This is a genomic window from Bacteroidia bacterium (assembly GCA_041391665.1).
Classification (GTDB): Bacteria; Bacteroidota; Bacteroidia; order J057; family J057; genus JAGQVA01.
This window is the reverse complement of sequence record JAWKNO010000003.1, coordinates 1,611,394-1,630,211: the sequence shown is the minus strand read 5'-3', so window position 1 is coordinate 1,630,211 and position 18,818 is coordinate 1,611,394. Positions and strand designations below refer to the sequence as shown.

Below are 18,818 nucleotides of genomic sequence, written 5' to 3'. Positions count from 1 at the left end.
AAAAACCACCAACCCCCATACACCTCCCCGCCCAAAGCCGGGGCGTGACGTAGGGTGAACACGTAGAGCCAGATTATAATCTGGCTCTACCAGGTGGGTATATTTTGGTTAATCACTATCAATTGATGTTTCTCCACCCTGGGGATTGTTGGGTCTTTTGAGGTGGTCCCCAATCTTTCGTGGAAGACAGCGTATCTGATAGCTTATATTTTTCGGGCATTTTTGAGGGTGTCACTCATACGTCCACTTATAGATCCAGGGGTCGCCGGTATTTTCCTGAAACTGTTTGAGCGAAACCTTCATGCTGCTCAACAACTCGCTGTACTGGAGGTTGTCTGCCAGATTTGTTGTTTCCCACGGATCTGTCTGAATATCATACAGCTCAAACTCCGGGCGGTGGAGAAAACTGCTTATGTCCTTTCCTCCGATTTTGCTGAGATTCCGGCTCTTTATGCTCTGCCAGGTTTTGGATTCGTAAAGGTCAGTGGAAAATGGGTACTCGAGGCCGGAAGCGAGGTTCATAATCAGTTTATACCGCTCTCCTCTGACCACCCGCATGGGATAATACATGGTTATTTCGTGAAAAGTATGGGAAGCATACACGGCAGTTCGCTCCAGGGGTGTTCCATTTGTGAGATGATCCACGAGCGAAATGCCCTGAATCGCAGAGTCCAGCGGTGCTTTTGCGATGTCAACCAGCGTTGGGGTAATATCAGTCCAGCTAATCATGGCATCTGATACAGACTCTGCTGTCTGCCCGGGCATTTTGATGATGCAGGGCAGTTGCATGCCTGCTTCATAAAGGGTCGTTTTCGCTCCGGGGAAAGCCATGCCGTTGTCAGAAATATACATGACCAGGGTATTGTCAAATTTTCCTGATTCCTGCAATATATCCAGCAGGCGGCTTACGCCCTGATCGAGTCGGGAAACCGACTGATAGTATTGGGCAATTTCGGCGCGTGTTTCGGGTGTATTGGGAAGAAACGGCGGGACAATAACCTCATCGGGACTGTATGTAACTTCCGTAACGCCGGGATAACTTCCGGGACGGTTGCCAAATCTGTCGGGCTGGTAGGGAAGTTCTTCTGCGAATCCGCCACCTCTGTGTGGATCCGAAAAACAGAAATAGAGGAAAAATGGTTGCTGCTCATCTGCCTTGATAAAATCTTCTACGGTATTGGCCATGACTACCGGACTGCGGCTGTCAGCTTCAAATCGCTCCTGGAAATGATAAACAGACTCCGGACTTACATGGTATTTGCCAATCTGCCCGGTGCGATACCCAGCTTCTTCCAGTCTTACCGGGAGGCTGCGTATATTCTCAAACGAGCTGAAATGGTGAAAGTCGTGGGAATGGCCGTACTGCCCATTGGCGTGATTTTGCATGCCGGAGAGAATAACAGAACGGCTGGCACTACAACTGGCTGTTGTGCAGAATGCGCGGGTAAAGCGCGTGCCTGTGTGTCCGAGACGATCTATCCCCGGCGTCTTGATGACGCTGTTTCCATAAATACCAATAGCATCTTTCCCGTGATCATCGGCGACAATCACGATGATATTTGGGCGGGAATCTATGGCTGTTTGCGCTGATTTCTGCTGACTGGGTTTGCAGGCAACAAAAACCATGAGGAGGAGGAAAAACCATTTATTCATAACAACAAGGATTTATCTGTTGTTTATCCCACAATTTCCGTCAGGCCCTTTACCAGTCTGCCGATTCCTTCCCGGGCAGTGGTTTCGTCCACAGCGCCAAAGGACACGCGAAGTCCGCATTCATCTTCCATTCCAAAAGCTTCTCCCGGAATCACTGCTACCCTGAATTCGCGGATCAGCCGCTCAGCCAGGGCCAGTGAGGACAGGCGAGTTTTGGGTTTGATCAGCGAATAAAAAGCACCAGAGGTGCGGGGAGATTCGCAAATGTCTCTAATTTCATGTAGCGCTTCATGGAAGATTTCCCGCGATTTGCGAATAACCCCAAACTTTTCATTAAAATATGCTTTTCCAGCTTCCATTGCCCCTACGGCGGCAAACTGTGAGATCACGGGCGGACAGATCAACTGGGTATCCTGAATTTTCCTGACAGACTCAAACAAGTGCGCCGGAATAACCATATAACCAATTCGCCAACTGGCAAAACCGTAAGCCTTGGAAAGTGAAAACAGCGAAATGGTATGTCCTGCACTTTGAGGAATAGATGCTGCGGAAAAATGTTTGTGATAGTCGAAGTTAAAATATTCGTAGGCCTCATCACTGATATGGAAAATATTATTTTCCCGGCAGAGATCATTGATGAGCCGGAGGCTTTTTTCGGGATAAACCACACCTGCCGGATTATTGGGAGAAACGGTGACAATCGCTTTGGTGCGGGGGGTGATGGCCTTTCGTATCAATTCAGGCTGAAGCTGATAGTTGGCATCTGTAGGCACAAGTACCGGAGTACAACCTGCAATGGAAATCGCCATTTCGTGGTTGAAATAATAGGGCACGGGCAGAATGATTTCATCTCCCGGATCAGTAATCGCAAGGATAGCGTGGGAAAATCCCATATTCCCCCCGGCGGAAACAACCAGGCGGTTACTGTCATCAATGGCGATTCCGTTTTCGGTGCGCAGTTTTTCCGATATTACTTTGAGCAGCGGTGCGATACCTTCTACAGCCTGATATTTGTGGTTGTTGGAGGAAGCGTAAAATTCCTTGATCTTTCGCAACGATTCTTCCGGAGGCCCATAATAAACCACCCCTTGTCCCAGAGAGATGGTACCGGGAAAAGCCTGGATGAGTTCGGCGATAACGGGGATAATGGGTGGTTGAACCCGTTGCATACGATCAGAAGGCATTGGCATAGCAGGAGGTGTTTTTAGTATGGTGCAATTATACGGAAGATTTTTTAGGAGAATTTTTTTTTTACCCGATGCAACCCTTTTTGGTTCCCCTTCATCTACCCTTTATAATTGCAAAATAAGATAGCCTGATAAAAACTTTACATGATAGTTGCTTCCAAATATTCAGAGGCAGAGCTGGTCGAAGGATGTAAACGTGGGGAACCCGTTTACCAGCGGGCATTATATCAGCACTATCACAGGTTGATGTTTGGTGTATGTCTTAGATATACAGACAATCACGACGATGCAAAAGATATTCTGCAGGAAGGCTTTATCAAGGTCTTTAAATATATATCCTCTTTTGAAGGGAAGGGATCATTTGAAGGCTGGATACGGAGGATAATGGTACATACTTCGATCGAACATTACCGCCGCAACTCCCGCTATTTTATGGTTGACATAGAAGAGGCCCGGCAGGTACATCTGAATACAGATATGCTGGAGTCGCTTTCAAGAGAGGAGATTATGGGGTTGATCAGGCAATTGCCCGTGGGGTATCGGACCGTGTTTAATCTGTATGCGATCGAAGGATTTTCGCATCAGGAGATCGCAGAGATGTTGAATATCTCTGCAGGAACTTCCAAGTCGCAGCTTTCACGCGCAAAAAAGCTGTTACAGGACCGAATAGAATATTTGAATATGAGTGAGACCGGCAGTGAGTAGAATGATTGTAAACTATGGAAGAAAAAGATATCAAAGGCCTGCTTAAACCAAAGTTTGAGCATTATGAGGAGGACCCGGGTGCCGACCTCTGGCTGGCCATCGAAGCAGAAATTCATCCCGGACGCAAGCGTCGTGCAGCCTGGTGGATGTATGCAGCGGTTGCAGCCTCAGTGGCGATTCTTTTTTTCAGCCTCTTTTGGTTGCTCGATCAGCCCTCTTCCACACAAAACAACACTTCGCCCATCGCTGAAACAGACTCTGTACCCGGTTCTGGTACAATTACCCCGGAACCTCAGTTGACCGATGACCCGCATACACCGGAAAGTTTGCCCGATAATGTCATAGAAAGAGCGCCTCAGTTTCAAAAAACAGGCATGGGCGCTCCCGAAAAAAAATCGTTGAAGCAGCTTGCGAAAGATTCTTCTCAAAAAGATGTTTCTCCGGCCAAAAAACAGATTGATGAAAACTTTGCTTCTCTTAATATAGAAACACTCAACAACCCGGGATTTTCTCCCCTTACAGCCAGCCCGCTTCCCGCAACGGCTCCGGCAAAGGTGAAAACACCGGTCAGAAAAAATAATCAGCCTATCCATCAGGATATCACTTCTTCTCACAATACGATCAATCTAAACGAACTGAAGGTTGAGGATGCGGTATCATTTGCTTCCAATACCCTTGAAAAATGGAAAAATTCGCCGATTGATGTGTATCAGGAAAAAGGCCCTGACGGTGAAACGAAAACTTACCAAGTAGATATTTTTAACCTGAGGATTACTAAAAAGACGCACAAACGCGTCGTCAAACAACTGTAAATTATGAAACGGAAAATGGATATTACAAAATCATTCAGCCTCCTGCTGGCTTTGCTGATGACAGGTTTTGTCGCAATGGCTCAGACTGAAACTCCTGAAAATGAGGGAGACAAAGAAACCATTATCATCACCAGTGATACTACTGAGATTCTGCTGGGAAAACGCAAATTCATCATCATCTCCGACGATGAAGGCAAAAAACTGGAAGTCAAAAAATCGTCTGATGACGACTGGGATGATGATGAAGATTCTGATGACGACGAAGACTGGAATCCCGACTACGAGAAAAAAGAGTCTAAGAAAAAATATTCTGACGTTGGTTTTCTCGCATTCGATTTGGGCCATACCGACTATTTTGTTGACAACAAATATGGCGTAGATGCTGCTGGCAATCCTGCGCTGGAACTGAAAGCTTTCCGCCCCGGATCGCACGTAGCACTGCACTTTCTGCCTACTACGGTAAGTATGGTTCGGGGTGTGGTAAACCTTAAGGCAGCGGTTACGGTTGACTGGAGCAACTATTATTTTGTCAATGATATTACCCTTCGCGAAGGCACAGAATCGCTGGACATTGACACAACCGGTATAAGCTTTGACAAAAACAAACTGACGGCTCGTTATGTACAGGTTCCGCTGCTCCTCAATATCAATACTGATCCGGGAGGCGATGATGGTGTGAGTATGTCATTCGGGGTGTATGGTGGTATTCTGTGGAAATCATGGACCAAGCAGGTAAGCAGCGAATTGGGAAAAGTAAAAGTAGATGGCGATTACAACCTCAATCCTTTCCGTTATGGTCTGATGGCAAGATTGGATTTCAAATGGTTTGACATCTACGCCATGTACAACCTGAGCACACTCTTTGATGAAGGTATATCCCCCCAGACGCAGACGCTTGTGGCCGGGATTAATATCATAGATTTTTGAGAATAAAGCGTTTGACTGAGAAGCCGGCCAATGGCCGGCTTTTTTTATTTTCCCCGCTTCACAACCTTCTCACAATCCCTCAAAAATATGCGGATATTGCGATCCAGCATCGCATGTTGTGTGATCCACTTTTGGTTGACCGGCGCAAATCGTGTTTTTAATTCGTCCATTTGCGGTATCATCCCCAATATCTCGTCTGCCAGATGCTGCGGGGTAAACGGGCTGACCATCACACAGTTTTTGTTGTGTGCCAAAAACTCCCGATGGGCAGGGATGTCATTTACAATGGGTATGGCACCCGCATAACGCCCCTCTCCGAGGGCGTTGGAGTACCCGTCGTAGACGGGTGCATTCACAAATGCATCAACCACTGACCAGAGGGCAGTAACCTCCTCACGGGGCAGGATTCCCCGTTCGTAGTGGAAATTCTCAAACTGCGAATCGAGCAGCCGGGCTTTCTTATCGACCTCTGGTGGAATGTCATACCCCGCTGAAAGCATGATGAGTTTCGCATCTCGCATGCCTCTTCTCAACAGCATCTCAAAACTATCGAGTATCACATCTCCCTGATACACGGGTTTCATGCCCCGCGGACTGAGGACTACTCGCTGCCAGTCTCTGATTTTATATTTTTTGCGGATTTCCGCTTTCTTCGATTCGCAAACGGCAAACATTTCCGGCTCAACCCCCCATCGGTTGAGTTTTAGCTTTTTTTCTTCCACACCAAACCAGTCCCGCATGGCGTGAATCAATTGAAGATTGTCTCCGGTGATGAGCGCGGATGCGTCTAGTGTATCTTGTACCTGCTGCCGGAAAACCCGCCATTTCAGTCCATAAACTATTTTCCGTACCGGCCCGGCCGATGTCTGCTTGCTCGCCCAAGTACGGGAAACCGGGATCGCAGACATTTCCTTTTGCGGCGGATATTCGAGGATATCGGCTCCCATGGCAATACTCACCATCGGTCGAAAACCACTTCGGGTAGCCCAGACTCCGTAAGGGGTAATATTGATCGGGTTCACCAGATCAATCTTGTGTTTTTCAAGCGCAGATCGCAGACTGTCTCCCGAATATAAAAAGCTGGCGTAAGTGATTTTGCCATTCAATGTCCAGGATGGCATTACCTGTACACAGGGAACCTTTTCGAAGACAAAGTTCGAAAAGCTGAATATCGTAACTTTTGCGCCCGCGGACTGAAGTGCCGAGGCCCATTTTTGTGTGTGGAAGTTGGCCGGATCAGAGAGAACGGCTATATGCATGTCGGAAAACGATCAAAAGTTTTTGGCTACAGTAGTGGTAAGCATCGGTTTCCGGAGGGTATAATCGTCTATTCCCCAGGCCATATCCATACGCAAAGACCAGGTCAATATCTTCGCGCGTATCCCTGAGCCAAATCCTATCAGAAAGGGGCTTTTCAGTGTCTGAAGTTTCACTGTTATAACCCCGGTACTGATGATCTGCGTATCTGTCGGTTCTTTTTTGGAAAATGGATTCCCTTCCACCCATACTGTACCGGCATCAATAAAAGGAATAATTTCCAATTTGTACAGCGAATTTGTAGTTAATGAATGTTTTGCCAGCCGGGAGATCGGAATTCTCAGTTCTACATTTGCCAGCAGATAACGTGAGCCATCGCGTGTATTGGGCCTGAATCCGCGCATATTCTGGATAAATCCCAGATAATGAAACGAATACAACGACGTATCGATGCTGTTGTTCCGCACAGCAAGTGAAGTCTCTTTTGGAAAAACAATCGGTGGGTGAATGCGGTCGTCCACTCCGCCCATATAATATTGTGGGAGGGATTTGGGAAAGTTAAATGCTGTGATAAACCGGGAAGCCAGCACCATTTTATTGTACACTTCTTTGTAATGGCTCACCTGGAGACTCGCTCTGTGGAAGATAAAGTCGGTTTTGGATGCGGAGAAATAACTTTCAAATCCTGCATCCAGGCGTACGCCTCTGTAGGCAAAACCTTCTCTCTCCAGCGTATTGTCAAAGGTAAATTTTACACCGGCGCGCATTACATTGTCGTGCTGATTGAGCAAAGCGACATGTAATAGTTGAAGATCACTGCGTCTGATCGACTGGTAACCCAGACTCGCTTCAACAGCCGCGAAAGCAGACAGTGGATACCGGGCTCCGGCATTAAGCCTTAACTGGTCATAGCGGAAAATCATGGAGTCGTTTTGAAATGCTGTCGGCTCCCGAAACATCCGGTTGGTATAACCCAACTCCCCAAAAAGATCTATTTTATGTTTCAGATAGGAATAGCGTACGTCTGAAATGGAGTTTCTCAGATTGAAGAATGGCTGTACGCGGATGTCTAGTTGGTGGTTTTTGAACAAATCGGTAAATCCAACCTGAAACTCCATGCCCATTTTTGCCAATGGGTCGTAATTCATGTTCATTCCAAAATAACTCGCCATCCAGGGGTTTCCGGCAGTCGTACCCCTACTGGTTTCTACATCCTGAAGTAAGGGTTTGGGAGTGGAACCAAAAACGGTATTCAGGTTGTTTTTCAACGGATTTTCCACCTGACCAAACAAATTCCGCTCAGGTTTTCTGGCTTCGTACGGTTCGTCATCTTCGTCGAAGATATAATATTTTACCACCGGCACCTCGTCTGTTTTTGAGGCTTCTTTTTCCTGTTCTTTCAAAAATTCTACGATAGCCGCAGCCGAATCTTTTGCCATATCCGGATCAGCTTTTTCTTTTAATTCCCGGGCCTTCCTGATTTTGGCTTTGTTGATGAGATCCTGATAAATAGCCGAGTATTCCAGTTTGAGCAGAGTCGGCTCCGGAAGCCGAATGGCGGTAAAGGCACTTGAAGGGATCAGGTATAAACGGAGTTTTCCCGCTTCAGGTGAAGAGATGGCAATCATTCGCTCCGTCGTCTGCATCCGGTAAATGCCGTAGGAGAGATCGCTGAACGGGGTGGTGAATTTCTGGAAAATATTAATTTGCCCAAGATTGTATATACCATTTTCGTCATTGACATACACCAATTCAAAACTACTGGTCGCATAGGGCTGCCGTTCGCTGATTTCTGGTGTAAGCGTGAGCGCTTCTACGATGGTTTCTCCTTCCGTGCGGGTGTATTTGTAGAGGTCAAAATTCTTTCGGAAGTATTCCTTTTCCAGACCGTCCTCTGTGTCTGATCGGTTGGAACTGAAAAAAATGGTTTCATCATCAAAACTCCATGCCGGGTCGAGATCGTCGTAAATGTCATCGGTTATGGGCTGAAAATCGCTGCTTCCCACCCTGACGGTAAATATATCTGCCTGTCCGTCGTGAAAGCCTGATACGGCCAGGCTGTTGCCTTTATGCGACCATGCGATCTGCATGATTTTCTGTATATCACCGGGTACTTTGGTATAGTCGATTCGTTTGGTCTCGACGTTAAAAATGGCTATTTCATATTTTCCATCTCTGAATACCGTCGTTGCGAGCTGTGTGCCTTCAAAATCCCATGCGACAGGTGGAGAAAACTGATAGAAGCGAGATTCATTGGTCTGAAACCCTGATTTTAGTCCGGTCTCGGTAAAATGCCCTGTTTCCGGGTCATAGAGACTTACCGATTGGCTGCCATTTTTGTTGAGCCATACTGCGGTGATATTCCGGCTGCTATTATAGGCAAAGCCTGTCAATTCATTTTCCCCCTTTACCGGAACAAATTCTCCATTGGCGATCTGTCCGATTTCTGTCCGGTTTTTGACCTGTTCATAAAATCGGGCTACCGTATATTCCCGCCATCTTTCGGTAAGGGTATCGAGCGTAAGCCCCAGCACAGCAATGATTCCTGATTCGATGGAGTGAGAAATATTAATCAGATAAAGGATTTCGGATATTTTTTGTTCTCCGTATTCATGCGTAATAAAATGCCAGATGGACTTGCGGGCGATTCGGTTCATCGTCCCTTCGCCTTCAAGGGCGAGTTCCAGCATATCGGTCTGGCTGTTGACGATGCTGCTCATCCACATTTCGTCTTCATAAGTCCAGCCGTAAGCTACGTATTCAGCCAGTCCTTCTCTGTACCAGGGTGCGCTGTAAAAAAGGAGTTCGGACTGAAGCGTACTGCCCAGACGGTGGCCATAGGCAAATTCGTCGAGAATCAGCAATGCCACGGCTTTTTTTGTTTCAGCAAACCATTCATTGCTGGTGCCGGGGTGAACCACAATCGAATATTTTTCAGGAAGATTAAATACGCCCGGAGAAAGTTTTTGGCCGCTCTGGCGGATATTCGAAGTCATCATCCCCATCGCATCACTGGCATACAAAAGGGTATATCGTTCTGTCGGTTTAAAATCAAACAAAACCCCGATCTCGTATCGGGCGATTTCAGCAAACTTGGCCGTGCGAATGGCGCCCGCTTCATTGTTGCCTGAATAATATACATCAAAATTTTGGGAGGTCACTACCTTCCAGTCCGGAGCATTTGCAAAAGGGGTTTCAGCCTGTGAAAACAAAGATGTGGAAAGCCCTCCAAAAACGATCATCCATATGACCAGCCTGCGCATGAGATTCGTTTGGTTAATGTTTTGTTTATGAATCGGGAAGCGGTCCCATTACTATTTATAAGAGTAATAATCGGGAAAGTTTCCACATGTTCATAATAGATGAATATACGGAAAAAACCCAAACTTAATCGAATAGAAACTTACAAATCAGAATCTCGCAGGTCTCACCTCATCTGGGAGTATATTTTTTTCTCCGCTGATTTCTCTGGCAAGCAACATTGAAAAGTGGGGGGACAATAAAACGCCTTTTGTGCCAAAGCCCGTGAATACATATACCCAGGGCAAATCTGGATGTGCTCCGGCAATCGGGCGTCGGTCTGCGGTCGTAGGGCGTAATCCTGCACGGTGGTCGACGATCGAATAGGGTATTTTCAGCACCTTCCGGAGATTGTCCTCAATCATTGCCCGGCCTTCTTTACTGGGGTGGGGATGTGTAAATTCATCGAGATAGATGGAGCCGGTAACGTATTCGTTGTTTCCCTGTGGGATCATGTATGCTTTGCCCGAGAGAATGAAGGGTAGTTCCAAATCGGGAACCTTGATGGTCAGGATTTCGCCCTTGTTGGGGATAACGGGAATGCCCTGAAACCAGGGGTTTTCCTTTATCCTGACGCCTTCGCAAAATACGATCTGGTCAAATTCGATGGTATCGGAAGAAAGATTGATCTGTTTTTTGTGGATGTCGATTTGCCGGTAGTCAATCGTTTCTCTCACCAGGCGCATCCGCATATCGCGAACAAGCAGCCATTGAAGACTTTCCAGAAAGTCATGAATCGCAATCCATCCGCAGGAGAGAATGGTGATTCCTCCGTGAGGATTTTTTATTTGTCCGGGAAAAACCGGTGATTCCGAAAAGTTGACAAGATGAGCAAAAGCCGGGTCATATTGTCTGGTTTGCCATTTATTATATTCTTCCACAGCCTTAAACGGGCGGTAAATGGGCTGCCAGGTGATATGTTCTGCAAGAGATTCAAATGCCGGTATTTGCAGAAATTCATGCAGGGAGTTTAGTAATTCATCTGCCATCCACGATTTTGCCCCAAACTTCCCGGTGATGACGTTAAACATTCCCGCAGCAACCGCAGATGCACTCCCTTCTCTGAAATCGTCGATCAACGTTACGTATTTCCCCTCCAGGCACAACCTTGCAGCCAGAAATGTGCCTGCCAGGCCTCCGCCAAGGATTGCGATATGAGGGGAAGTATTCATATCAGTGATTTATTAGCTGTTGAATAATGGCCGCTGCTTTGGCAGATGCGCCACCGTCGCCGAGCTTTTTATGCAGTTCTTCATATCCTGCGAGCATTTCCTGCCGGTTTTCGGGTGTCAGTATTTTCCGCAATTCTTCTTCCAGCCGATCTGCATGGAAGTCATACTGAATCAGTTCTTGCACGAGTTTGCGGTCGAGGATAAGATTTACCAGGCTGATAAATCGCACGTTGACCAGCCTTTTTCCTATTTCGTATGAAAACGCAGAACCTCTGTAACAGACTACCTGTGGCACCTGGAAGAGCGCCGTTTCAAGCGTGGCAGTTCCGGAAGTGACCAATGCGGCTCCGGCATTTTTCAGCACAGAATAAGTCTGGTTCATCACCAGCTTTGCGGGTGAATCACCCATAAACTGTTTGTAAAAATCTTCGGTCTGGCTGGGCGCTCCGGCAATGACAAACTGATAGCCGGGGAACTTGCCGACCATCTCCAGCATCACCGGAAGCATCCGGCTGATTTCCTGTTTGCGGCTGCCGGGAAGAAGCGCGATGGTTTTTGTTTCAGTTACAGATGGGGTGGACTGGCCGGTTTCATCGAGCAAAGGATGGCCGACAAAATCAACCTCAACACCTTCCTGTTCGTAAAACTTTTTCTCAAAAGGCAAAATCACCAGCATGCGGTCCACATACCGGCGAATGGTTTTCACCCTTCCTTTTTTCCAGGCCCATATCTGGGGAGAGATATAGTAAAAAAGTTTGATTCCCAGGCTTTTGACAAATTTCGCCAGCCGAAGATTAAAACCCGGATAATCGACCAGAATCACGGCATCGGGTTTCCACGAGCGAATATCCGCTTTGACTGTGCGGAAGAGTTTCCGGATCGTTTGCAGATTGCGAATTACTTCCAGGAACCCCATAAAATTGATATCGCGGATATGTGCGACCAGCTCGGTTCCTTCGTCTTTCATTTTGTCGCCACCTACTCCCCTTGTCTGAAGATTCGGGTAAAGAACCTTCAGTTGGCGGATCAGGTTTCGGGTATGGAGATCGCCTGAATCTTCCCCTGCGACAAAGTATAACTTCATAGGATCAGTCAAAGGACCATTGTTGCATGCGGCTCATTTCGTCGTAGGCAGTAAGGTCGTGGGTCATCGGGGTAATGGAGACATAACCCGCGTTGAGGGCAAATTCGTCGGTATCTTCGCGGTCATCCTGGCGGGCATATTTTCCTGTAAGCCAGTAATATTTTTGTCCGTAGGGATCGACGCGCTGGTCAAATTCTTCGACCCAGCGTCCCATCGCCATGCGGGTGATGCGGAAGCCTTTGATCTGATCAAAGGGGAGGTTGGGAATATTGACACTGAGCAGGGCTCCGGGGTTGAGTTTGTGGCGAAAGGATTCCTGTAGGATCTGTTTTACCACTTCGCGGGAGGCTGTCATATCAGCTTCGTGGGAGTAGTTGCACAGCGAAAAACCAATGGAAGGAATCCCCTGAATCGCCCCTTCTCTGGCAGCGGAAAGCGTACCTGAGTAAAGGCTGCTCACAGAGGAGTTTGATCCGTGATTGATTCCCGAAAGGATCAGGTCAGGCGCTTTTTCCATCAGCACACCCGTAGCGATTTTCACGCAATCGGCGGGCGTACCGGTTACGGCGTAGCCCGTCATGCCGTTGGAAATTTCTTCTTTATACATGCGGAGCGGTTTTCCCACGCTGATGGCGTGTCCCATGCCGCTTTGGGCGCTGTCGGGCGCGACGATGACTACATTGCCAAATTCACGGGCCGCTTCCACGAGATTCAAAATCCCCGGCGCGTGAATGCCGTCGTCGTTGCTGATAAGTATAGTAGGTGTTTGATTCATGACGGGGGCAAAGATAGGGGATTTTTTTCTGGCTGGCACAGGGAAGTATATAGAGAGGAAAATTTTGTTTTTCAAAAAAATAATACTTCATTGATTGTACATGACATTTTATGACACCATAAATAACAAATAATTAAGATATGGAATGGTCACCTACCCGAAGCTTCTATTTTGAAGTAAAGCTCTCTGGTTCCGGTAATGATGCTACATTCATGGAAGTATCGGGGCTGGAAGAACAGTTAATATCGACAAAGCCCGAGGAAGGCGGCAGCTTCCATGGCCATAAAGTGCCTCAAAGGATTGTGTCTAAAAACATTACCTTAAAGCGGGGGGTGCTCAAAAATCCGGAAATCCCCAATTGGTGTGAAGATGCGTTAGTAAATGGTAAAATAGTTCTGAAGGATATTCAGATATCATTGTCGGATGAAAGTGGGACAACGCTGGCATCCTGGTTGATTAAGAATGCCTATCCCATAAAGTGGTCTGTTTCCCAATTCAACTCTTTGAGTAACGAAATTGCAATAGAGCAATTGGAAATTTCATTCGAGTATTTTACAAAAACATTATAACCAGCCAAAGGCCAGCAAGAAGTTCGATCTCAGATTGATCAAACAAACCCCTACTCTTCGCCTTTGATAAGGCCGGTTGTATTCCCACCTTCTCTCATTTCCTGATCGGCTGTGGGAGGGATAAGGGTAGTGCGGCGGCGACGAATAGTCTTCAGACGCCCGCGTGAAGGGAGAATGCGAACGCTTCTTTTCATAACAATAACAGGTTAGTAAACGGAAAAAGCAAGTACAGGATTAGTCCCAATCCTCTCGTACCATCCAGTCCGGAAGATGTGGCGAACGGTCGTCACTCTGGTTTTTCTTCATGGTGTCTTTTGTGCGAACTTTTGCAATGCGGACTTTGGACTGAGCACTTTTGGGTTTGGGTACGTATCTTTTCATTGAGGTGATTGATGTAAGATTGTTAATTTTATGGGGTATTATGCGTAATATGTTCCTAATTTAATAGAAAATTTTAATAAATGCTAATATTGGCTAAATATTTTGAAAATTATTCAAAATAAAAGGCGGTAAATCCTTACGTGGATTCACCGCCTGTAACATTTCTCCGAAATGTAAAATCTGCCTAGTTCAGCACCTCAATAATGCCGGCTACGCCCTGTCCGCCGCCTACGCAGGCTGTTACCATTCCGTAACGCTGCTTACGTGCTTCCATTTCGTTGATAAGTTGTACCGTAAGCTTACATCCGCTGCATCCCAGCGGGTGTCCCAGCGCGATTGCTCCGCCATTGACGTTGGTGATCGCGTGATCGAGTCCCAACTCCCGCATCACTGCCAGAGTCTGTGCGGCAAAGGCTTCGTTTAACTCTACCTGCTCAATGTCGCCCAGCTTCATCCCGGTTTGTTTTAATACCTTCGGAACTGCCTTGATCGGTCCCATGCCCATGATGCGGGGATCCACACCTTCAGTAGCATACCCCACGAGCCTCGCTCGTGGTCTGAGGCCCAGCTCTTTCACCATTCGCTCTGACATCAGCAGTGAGAAGGAAGCGCCGTCCGATGTCTGGGAGGAGTTCCCTGCGGTTACGGTTCCATTCTGCCGAAATACCGGACGGAGTTTTGCCAGGGCTTCCATACTCGTGTCTCCCCGTGGTCCTTCATCCGTATCTACTACGTATTTTTTCGATGCCCGGCGCCCGTTTTCATCTACATAGATGTCTTCGACTTCGATCGGTACAATCTGGTCTTTAAATCTGCCGCCAGTGATCGCACTGATTGCCCGCTGATGGGAGTGGTACGAATATTCATCCATATCCTGCCGGCTGATTTTGTAGTCAACCGCTACTTCTTCTGCCGTAAGTCCCATGCCCAGATACCAGTCGGGGTGCTGGCTGGCGACGTTGTAGTTCAATGCGGGTTTATGCCCCATGACGGGAACCATCGACATGCTTTCGATGCCTCCGGCAATGATGCAGTCTGCCATTCCGGCTTTGATTTTGGCAATGCCCATAGCGATGGTCTCCAGTCCCGAACCGCAATAGCGGTTTACGGTTACGCCCGACACGTTCATCGGGAGTGACATGAGGGCAATCATTCGACCGACCTGCATGCCCTGCTCGGCTTCCGGCACGGCACAGCCTACAATTAAATCGTCGATACGGGTAGGGTCCAGCTCGGGTACGCTGGCGACGAGTTTGCGGATGACTTCTGCACCCAGATCATCCGGACGTACATTTTTTAGTCCGCCACGGTTGGCTTTGCCTACGGCGGTGCGGAGTCCGGTTACGATATATGCTTCCATTGTTTGATTCTGTTTAGTTTCTCAAAGGTTTTCCTGTCTGCAACATATGCTGCATGCGTTCCATTGTTTTTTTCTCACCCGCAAGGCTGAGGAATGCTTCGCGCTCAATGTCGAGGAGATATTGTTCTGAAACTTTATTTCCTTCTCCGGAAAGGTCTCCGCCGCAAAGGACATAGGCTATTTTACGGGCAATCAGACCGTCGTGTGGCGAGGCAAAATGTCCATACTGCATGCCTGCAATCGCTGCATAGAGTGTTCCAAGTGTATTTTTGCCCAGCACCGGAATGTCTGTTCTCGGCTGCTGTGCGATGTATCCGGCTTCGGCAAGTTCGAGTACGGTATCTTTGGCATCCTTGATCCTCCGGCTGCTGTTCATCGATATTTTGTCGGTGCTGCGGAGAATGTCCATTCCTCTGGCTTCTTCCGCAGAGGTCGCTACTTTCGCAGTGGCAATGTTCATCAGGTATTTTTCCAGTACGCTTACTCCTATCGCTCCTTGTTTCGAATATTCGAGTGAAGCGCGAAGGGCCATTTCTTTGGTTCCACCGCCTCCGGGAATCAGGCCAACGCCTACTTCCACGAGTCCGATATAGGTCTCTGCACTGGCTACGGCTGCATCAGAGTGGAGGGTAAATTCACAACCTCCGCCAAGAGTCATGGCATGTGGGGCAATCACCACCGGTACGGCTGATGTGCGTATGCGCATGGAGGTATTCTGGAAAGTGCGTACGGCAAAGTCGAGCTGTTCCCATTCGCCCTGGGTTGCCATCATCAGCATCAGCATGATATTGGCGCCTACCGAAAAGTTGGGTGCTTCATTGGCAATGACAACGCCGTTGTAGCTGTTTTGCTCTGCATAGTCTATGGCATAGTGAATGGCTTTGAGTGTGCCTTCGCCGATGGAGTTCATCTTCGAATGGAATTCCACATTCAACACGCCGTCGCCCAAATCGATGACTGATGCATCGCTGTTGCCCCAGATGCGTTTTTCATCGCGAAGGGTATCGAGGAGAATGAGTGACTCTGTACCGGGAATGGTTTTGTACGATTTGGAGGGAATGTCGTAGTATTTGCGGACGCCGCCTTCCACTTTGTAGAAGGTGGTATGGCCTGCGTCGAGCATTTCTTTTACCCATGCTGCGGGGGAAACACCTTCAGCTGCAAATTTGTCCATCGTATCTGCCACACCGATCAGGTCCCAGTTCTCAAACGGGCCTTTGTCCCAGCCAAATCCTGCCCGGATGGCGTCGTCGATCTGGTAAAGATGATCGGCAATCTCCGGTAGTCTGTTTGAAACGTAGGCAAACAGTGCGAGACTTGATCTGCGCACAAATTCTCCGCCTTTATCTTCGGCGGCAAACAGTGTGCGGAGTTTCTTACCAAGATCTGTGGTATTTTTTGTGAGTTTCAGGGATGGGATTTCGGGTTTGATATTTTCCCGGTATTCGAGGGTGTTGAGATCAAGGGAAAGGATCACCCGTTCGCCTTTCTCATTTTGTGTTTTTTTGTAGAATCCCTGGCTGGTTTTGTCTCCTAGCCATTTATTTTCGACCATTTTTTGCACATAACCGGGTGCTTTGAACAGGTCTTTTTCTTCGTCGTCAGGACAGTTTTGATTGATGCCGTTGAGTACGTGTACGGTTGTGTCAAGCCCTACGAGATCGCTGAGGCGGAAGGTGCCGGTTTTGGGTTTGCCGGTCGCGGGTCCTGTCAGGAGATCTACTTCTTCGATCGTCAGCCCCATTTCCTCAACCAGTTGGAAGATTTTGGCCATTGCATAGATCCCCACACGGTTGGCGATAAAGGCCGGGGTGTCTTTACAGAGAACCGTTTCTTTACCGAGAAACAGATCGCCGTAGTGTTTCATAAATGCCACGAGCCCGGGATCTGTATCGGGACCGGGAATGATTTCCAGCAGACGGAGATAACGCGGAGGATTAAAAAAATGGGTGCCGAGGAAATGTTTGCGAAAATCTTCGGAGCGGCCTTCGGCGATCATATGGATCGGAATACCGGAGGTGTTGGAGGTGATGATACTACCGGGTTTGCGGTATTTATCCACCTTTTCAAAGATGATTTTTTTGATGTCGAGGCGTTCGACCACGGCTTCGAGGATAAGATCGCAATCTGCGATTTTTTCGAAATCGTCGTCAAAGTTGCCCGTTTTGATCAGTTGGGCAGACTCGTTGACAAACAGGGCGGCGGGTTTTCCTTTGACTGCGGCGGTAAGCGCATCATTGACGAGGCGGTTGCGCACAGCAGGGTGTGTCAGGGAAAGGCCTTTTGCCTGTTCGGCGGGGGTGAGTTCGCGGGGGACGATGTCGAGCAGCAGCACTTCTACGCCAATATTGGCGAAATGGCAGGCGATCCTCGAACCCATAACTCCGGAACCCAATACAGCCACCTTCTGGATGGAGCGCTGTTTGGGCCGTGTGGTTTTGTCTGAGGGTTTTTCAGCTACCAGCATGGTTATTGGTTTTAATGATTTCGTGAATATGATCGAGTACGTTAAAAAATGTTTCCAATTGCTCTTTCGGGATGTTGTTGTAAAGGGTTTTGTTAAACGCAATTACTACTTCTTTCGAAATAGCTTTTTTGCGTTTCCCTTCTTCTGTAAGGAAAATGCGAACCATCCGCCGGTCGGTAAGGTCAGGCACGCGGTAGATTAGTTTTCGCTCTTCCAGCTTGGCAAGCATCCGGGTCAATGAACGTGCCTCCATTCCCATAATGGGGGCGATTTTGGTCGCAGGTGTTCCATTCTCATCGATATGCAGAAGTACAAAACCGATGTTGGTGGTGATGTCTGCCATCTCTGCCTGGGTATTGTACATCCTGGATATGGCAAGCCACGCGACTTTTATGTCGAAGCAAATGGCTCGCTTCTTTTCTTTCTGTCTGACTTCTACGGGTAACATAGGGTATAGTGGTAAACTTGTCTAACCTGAAAAATGTTATGCAAGCATACAATTTTAGGGAAATCACGGGAGAAAATCAAATGACAATCAGCCGCGTATGTTACATTTTTCTAACGCCGCGGAACTTACATGCAGGAATTATTTTCATCTTAACGAACACTAAAACAAAAGTCATGAACACGTTGAAGAAAACCCTGCTGTTCAGTTTTGTGGGAAGCCTGATCTTTGCGGCACTGGTCGCTTTCCACCCGGCACCTCCGGTACTTGCCAATGTTACCCGTACAACCAATGGATTTAAGTTCACAAACATCAATGAGGCTGTGATTAAGAAAGAGCTGGGAAACGGATTCCGGGTCGTGGAAGTAGATTTCCATTACCTTGACAGCACTTTTTTCCTCGTAAGGAAAGTCGTGGGCCCCAAGGGGAAAACCGGTTTCCTTTATTCGGAAGTACAGCGTTCGCAAAACAAGATCCTCCCCCCGATCGTGAAAGTCGAAAAGTTTTTTGCCTGTTGGCAGATCGCTTCCTGTCAGTGTACCCGCCCTACGCAATACGCAAAGTGTAGCTGCAATGGCAGTGGGGGTTCTGATGGTTGCTCTACAGAATCAGGCCCGGTTTTATGGGAAAGTTTGTTTCTTGACCCTTTTATTTTCTGATCAGAGATTTTTTATTGTATGATAAGGTGATTAAGTAAAAAGGTGAAGCTGTTGACTTCACCTTT

General features: G+C 47.7%; 17 protein-coding genes. 5 read left to right on the top strand and 12 right to left on the bottom strand.

The window, feature by feature from the left end:
• Positions 1 to 231: 231 nt before the first annotated feature.
• Positions 232 to 1,653: a sulfatase gene (locus R3D00_29385; protein MEZ4777326.1), complete on the bottom strand. Its 1,422-nt coding sequence runs from the start codon at positions 1,651 to 1,653 to the stop codon at positions 232 to 234.
• Between the two features lie 23 nt (positions 1,654 to 1,676).
• On the bottom strand, positions 1,677 to 2,843 hold the full coding sequence (locus tag R3D00_29380; protein MEZ4777325.1) for a pyridoxal phosphate-dependent aminotransferase: 1,167 nt from the start codon (positions 2,841 to 2,843) through the stop codon (positions 1,677 to 1,679).
• Between the two features lie 141 nt (positions 2,844 to 2,984).
• Here R3D00_29380 and R3D00_29375 point away from each other — a divergent pair, with 141 nt between their 5' ends.
• From R3D00_29375 to R3D00_29365, 3 genes are read left to right on the top strand one after another with little or no spacing between them, the layout of a single operon-like run.
• Entirely contained in the window at positions 2,985 to 3,545 is a 561-nt protein-coding gene (locus R3D00_29375) for an RNA polymerase sigma factor (GenBank protein MEZ4777324.1), read from the top strand.
• Between the two features lie 14 nt (positions 3,546 to 3,559).
• Positions 3,560 to 4,357, top strand: a complete 798-nt coding sequence (locus R3D00_29370; GenBank protein ID MEZ4777323.1) for a hypothetical protein — start codon at positions 3,560 to 3,562, stop codon at positions 4,355 to 4,357.
• 3 nt (positions 4,358 to 4,360) lie between these two features.
• Complete coding sequence (locus R3D00_29365) at positions 4,361 to 5,284, top strand: outer membrane beta-barrel protein (GenBank protein ID MEZ4777322.1); 924 nt, start codon at positions 4,361 to 4,363, stop codon at positions 5,282 to 5,284.
• A gap of 44 nt (positions 5,285 to 5,328) precedes the next feature.
• On the opposite strand, the gene R3D00_29360 is transcribed toward R3D00_29365, so the two are convergent.
• From R3D00_29360 to surE, 5 genes are all read right to left on the bottom strand, one after another.
• Entirely contained in the window at positions 5,329 to 6,543 is a 1,215-nt protein-coding gene (locus tag R3D00_29360; GenBank protein ID MEZ4777321.1) for a glycosyltransferase, read from the bottom strand.
• A 12-nt stretch (positions 6,544 to 6,555) separates the two neighbouring features.
• The gene (locus tag R3D00_29355; GenBank protein ID MEZ4777320.1) at positions 6,556 to 9,804 is read right to left on the bottom strand and encodes a hypothetical protein; all 3,249 of its coding nucleotides are present in this window, start codon (positions 9,802 to 9,804) and stop codon (positions 6,556 to 6,558) included.
• A gap of 147 nt (positions 9,805 to 9,951) precedes the next feature.
• Positions 9,952 to 11,013 (bottom strand): FAD-binding oxidoreductase, encoded by a 1,062-nt coding sequence (locus R3D00_29350; protein ID MEZ4777319.1) that lies wholly within the window; start codon positions 11,011 to 11,013, stop codon positions 9,952 to 9,954.
• A 1-nt stretch (position 11,014) separates the two neighbouring features.
• On the bottom strand, positions 11,015 to 12,097 hold the full coding sequence (gene lpxB / locus R3D00_29345) for a lipid-A-disaccharide synthase (GenBank protein ID MEZ4777318.1): 1,083 nt from the start codon (positions 12,095 to 12,097) through the stop codon (positions 11,015 to 11,017).
• A gap of 4 nt (positions 12,098 to 12,101) precedes the next feature.
• The gene (surE, locus tag R3D00_29340) at positions 12,102 to 12,872 is read right to left on the bottom strand and encodes a 5'/3'-nucleotidase SurE (protein MEZ4777317.1); all 771 of its coding nucleotides are present in this window, start codon (positions 12,870 to 12,872) and stop codon (positions 12,102 to 12,104) included.
• Positions 12,873 to 13,012: 140 nt separating this feature from the next.
• On the opposite strand from surE, the gene R3D00_29335 reads away from it, so the two are divergent.
• Positions 13,013 to 13,441 (top strand): phage tail protein, encoded by a 429-nt coding sequence (locus tag R3D00_29335; protein MEZ4777316.1) that lies wholly within the window; start codon positions 13,013 to 13,015, stop codon positions 13,439 to 13,441.
• Between the two features lie 50 nt (positions 13,442 to 13,491).
• On the opposite strand, the gene R3D00_29330 is transcribed toward R3D00_29335, so the two are convergent.
• The 5 genes from R3D00_29330 to R3D00_29310 all read right to left on the bottom strand — a co-directional run bounded on the left by R3D00_29330 (position 13,492) and on the right by R3D00_29310 (position 18,097).
• The gene (locus tag R3D00_29330) at positions 13,492 to 13,635 is read right to left on the bottom strand and encodes a hypothetical protein (GenBank protein MEZ4777315.1); all 144 of its coding nucleotides are present in this window, start codon (positions 13,633 to 13,635) and stop codon (positions 13,492 to 13,494) included.
• A gap of 40 nt (positions 13,636 to 13,675) precedes the next feature.
• Complete coding sequence (locus R3D00_29325; protein MEZ4777314.1) at positions 13,676 to 13,822, bottom strand: hypothetical protein; 147 nt, start codon at positions 13,820 to 13,822, stop codon at positions 13,676 to 13,678.
• Positions 13,823 to 14,006: 184 nt separating this feature from the next.
• Complete coding sequence (locus R3D00_29320) at positions 14,007 to 15,182, bottom strand: acetyl-CoA C-acyltransferase (protein MEZ4777313.1); 1,176 nt, start codon at positions 15,180 to 15,182, stop codon at positions 14,007 to 14,009.
• Positions 15,183 to 15,195: 13 nt separating this feature from the next.
• Positions 15,196 to 17,649, bottom strand: coding sequence for a 3-hydroxyacyl-CoA dehydrogenase NAD-binding domain-containing protein (locus tag R3D00_29315; protein ID MEZ4777312.1), 2,454 nt, complete (start codon positions 17,647 to 17,649; stop codon positions 15,196 to 15,198).
• Positions 17,636 to 18,097 (bottom strand): MarR family transcriptional regulator, encoded by a 462-nt coding sequence (locus R3D00_29310; protein ID MEZ4777311.1) that lies wholly within the window; start codon positions 18,095 to 18,097, stop codon positions 17,636 to 17,638. The genes R3D00_29315 and R3D00_29310 overlap by 14 nt, the downstream gene beginning before the upstream one ends.
• A gap of 173 nt (positions 18,098 to 18,270) precedes the next feature.
• On the opposite strand from R3D00_29310, the gene R3D00_29305 reads away from it, so the two are divergent.
• Complete coding sequence (locus R3D00_29305; GenBank protein ID MEZ4777310.1) at positions 18,271 to 18,753, top strand: hypothetical protein; 483 nt, start codon at positions 18,271 to 18,273, stop codon at positions 18,751 to 18,753.
• The last annotated feature ends 65 nt before the right edge of the window (positions 18,754 to 18,818 follow it).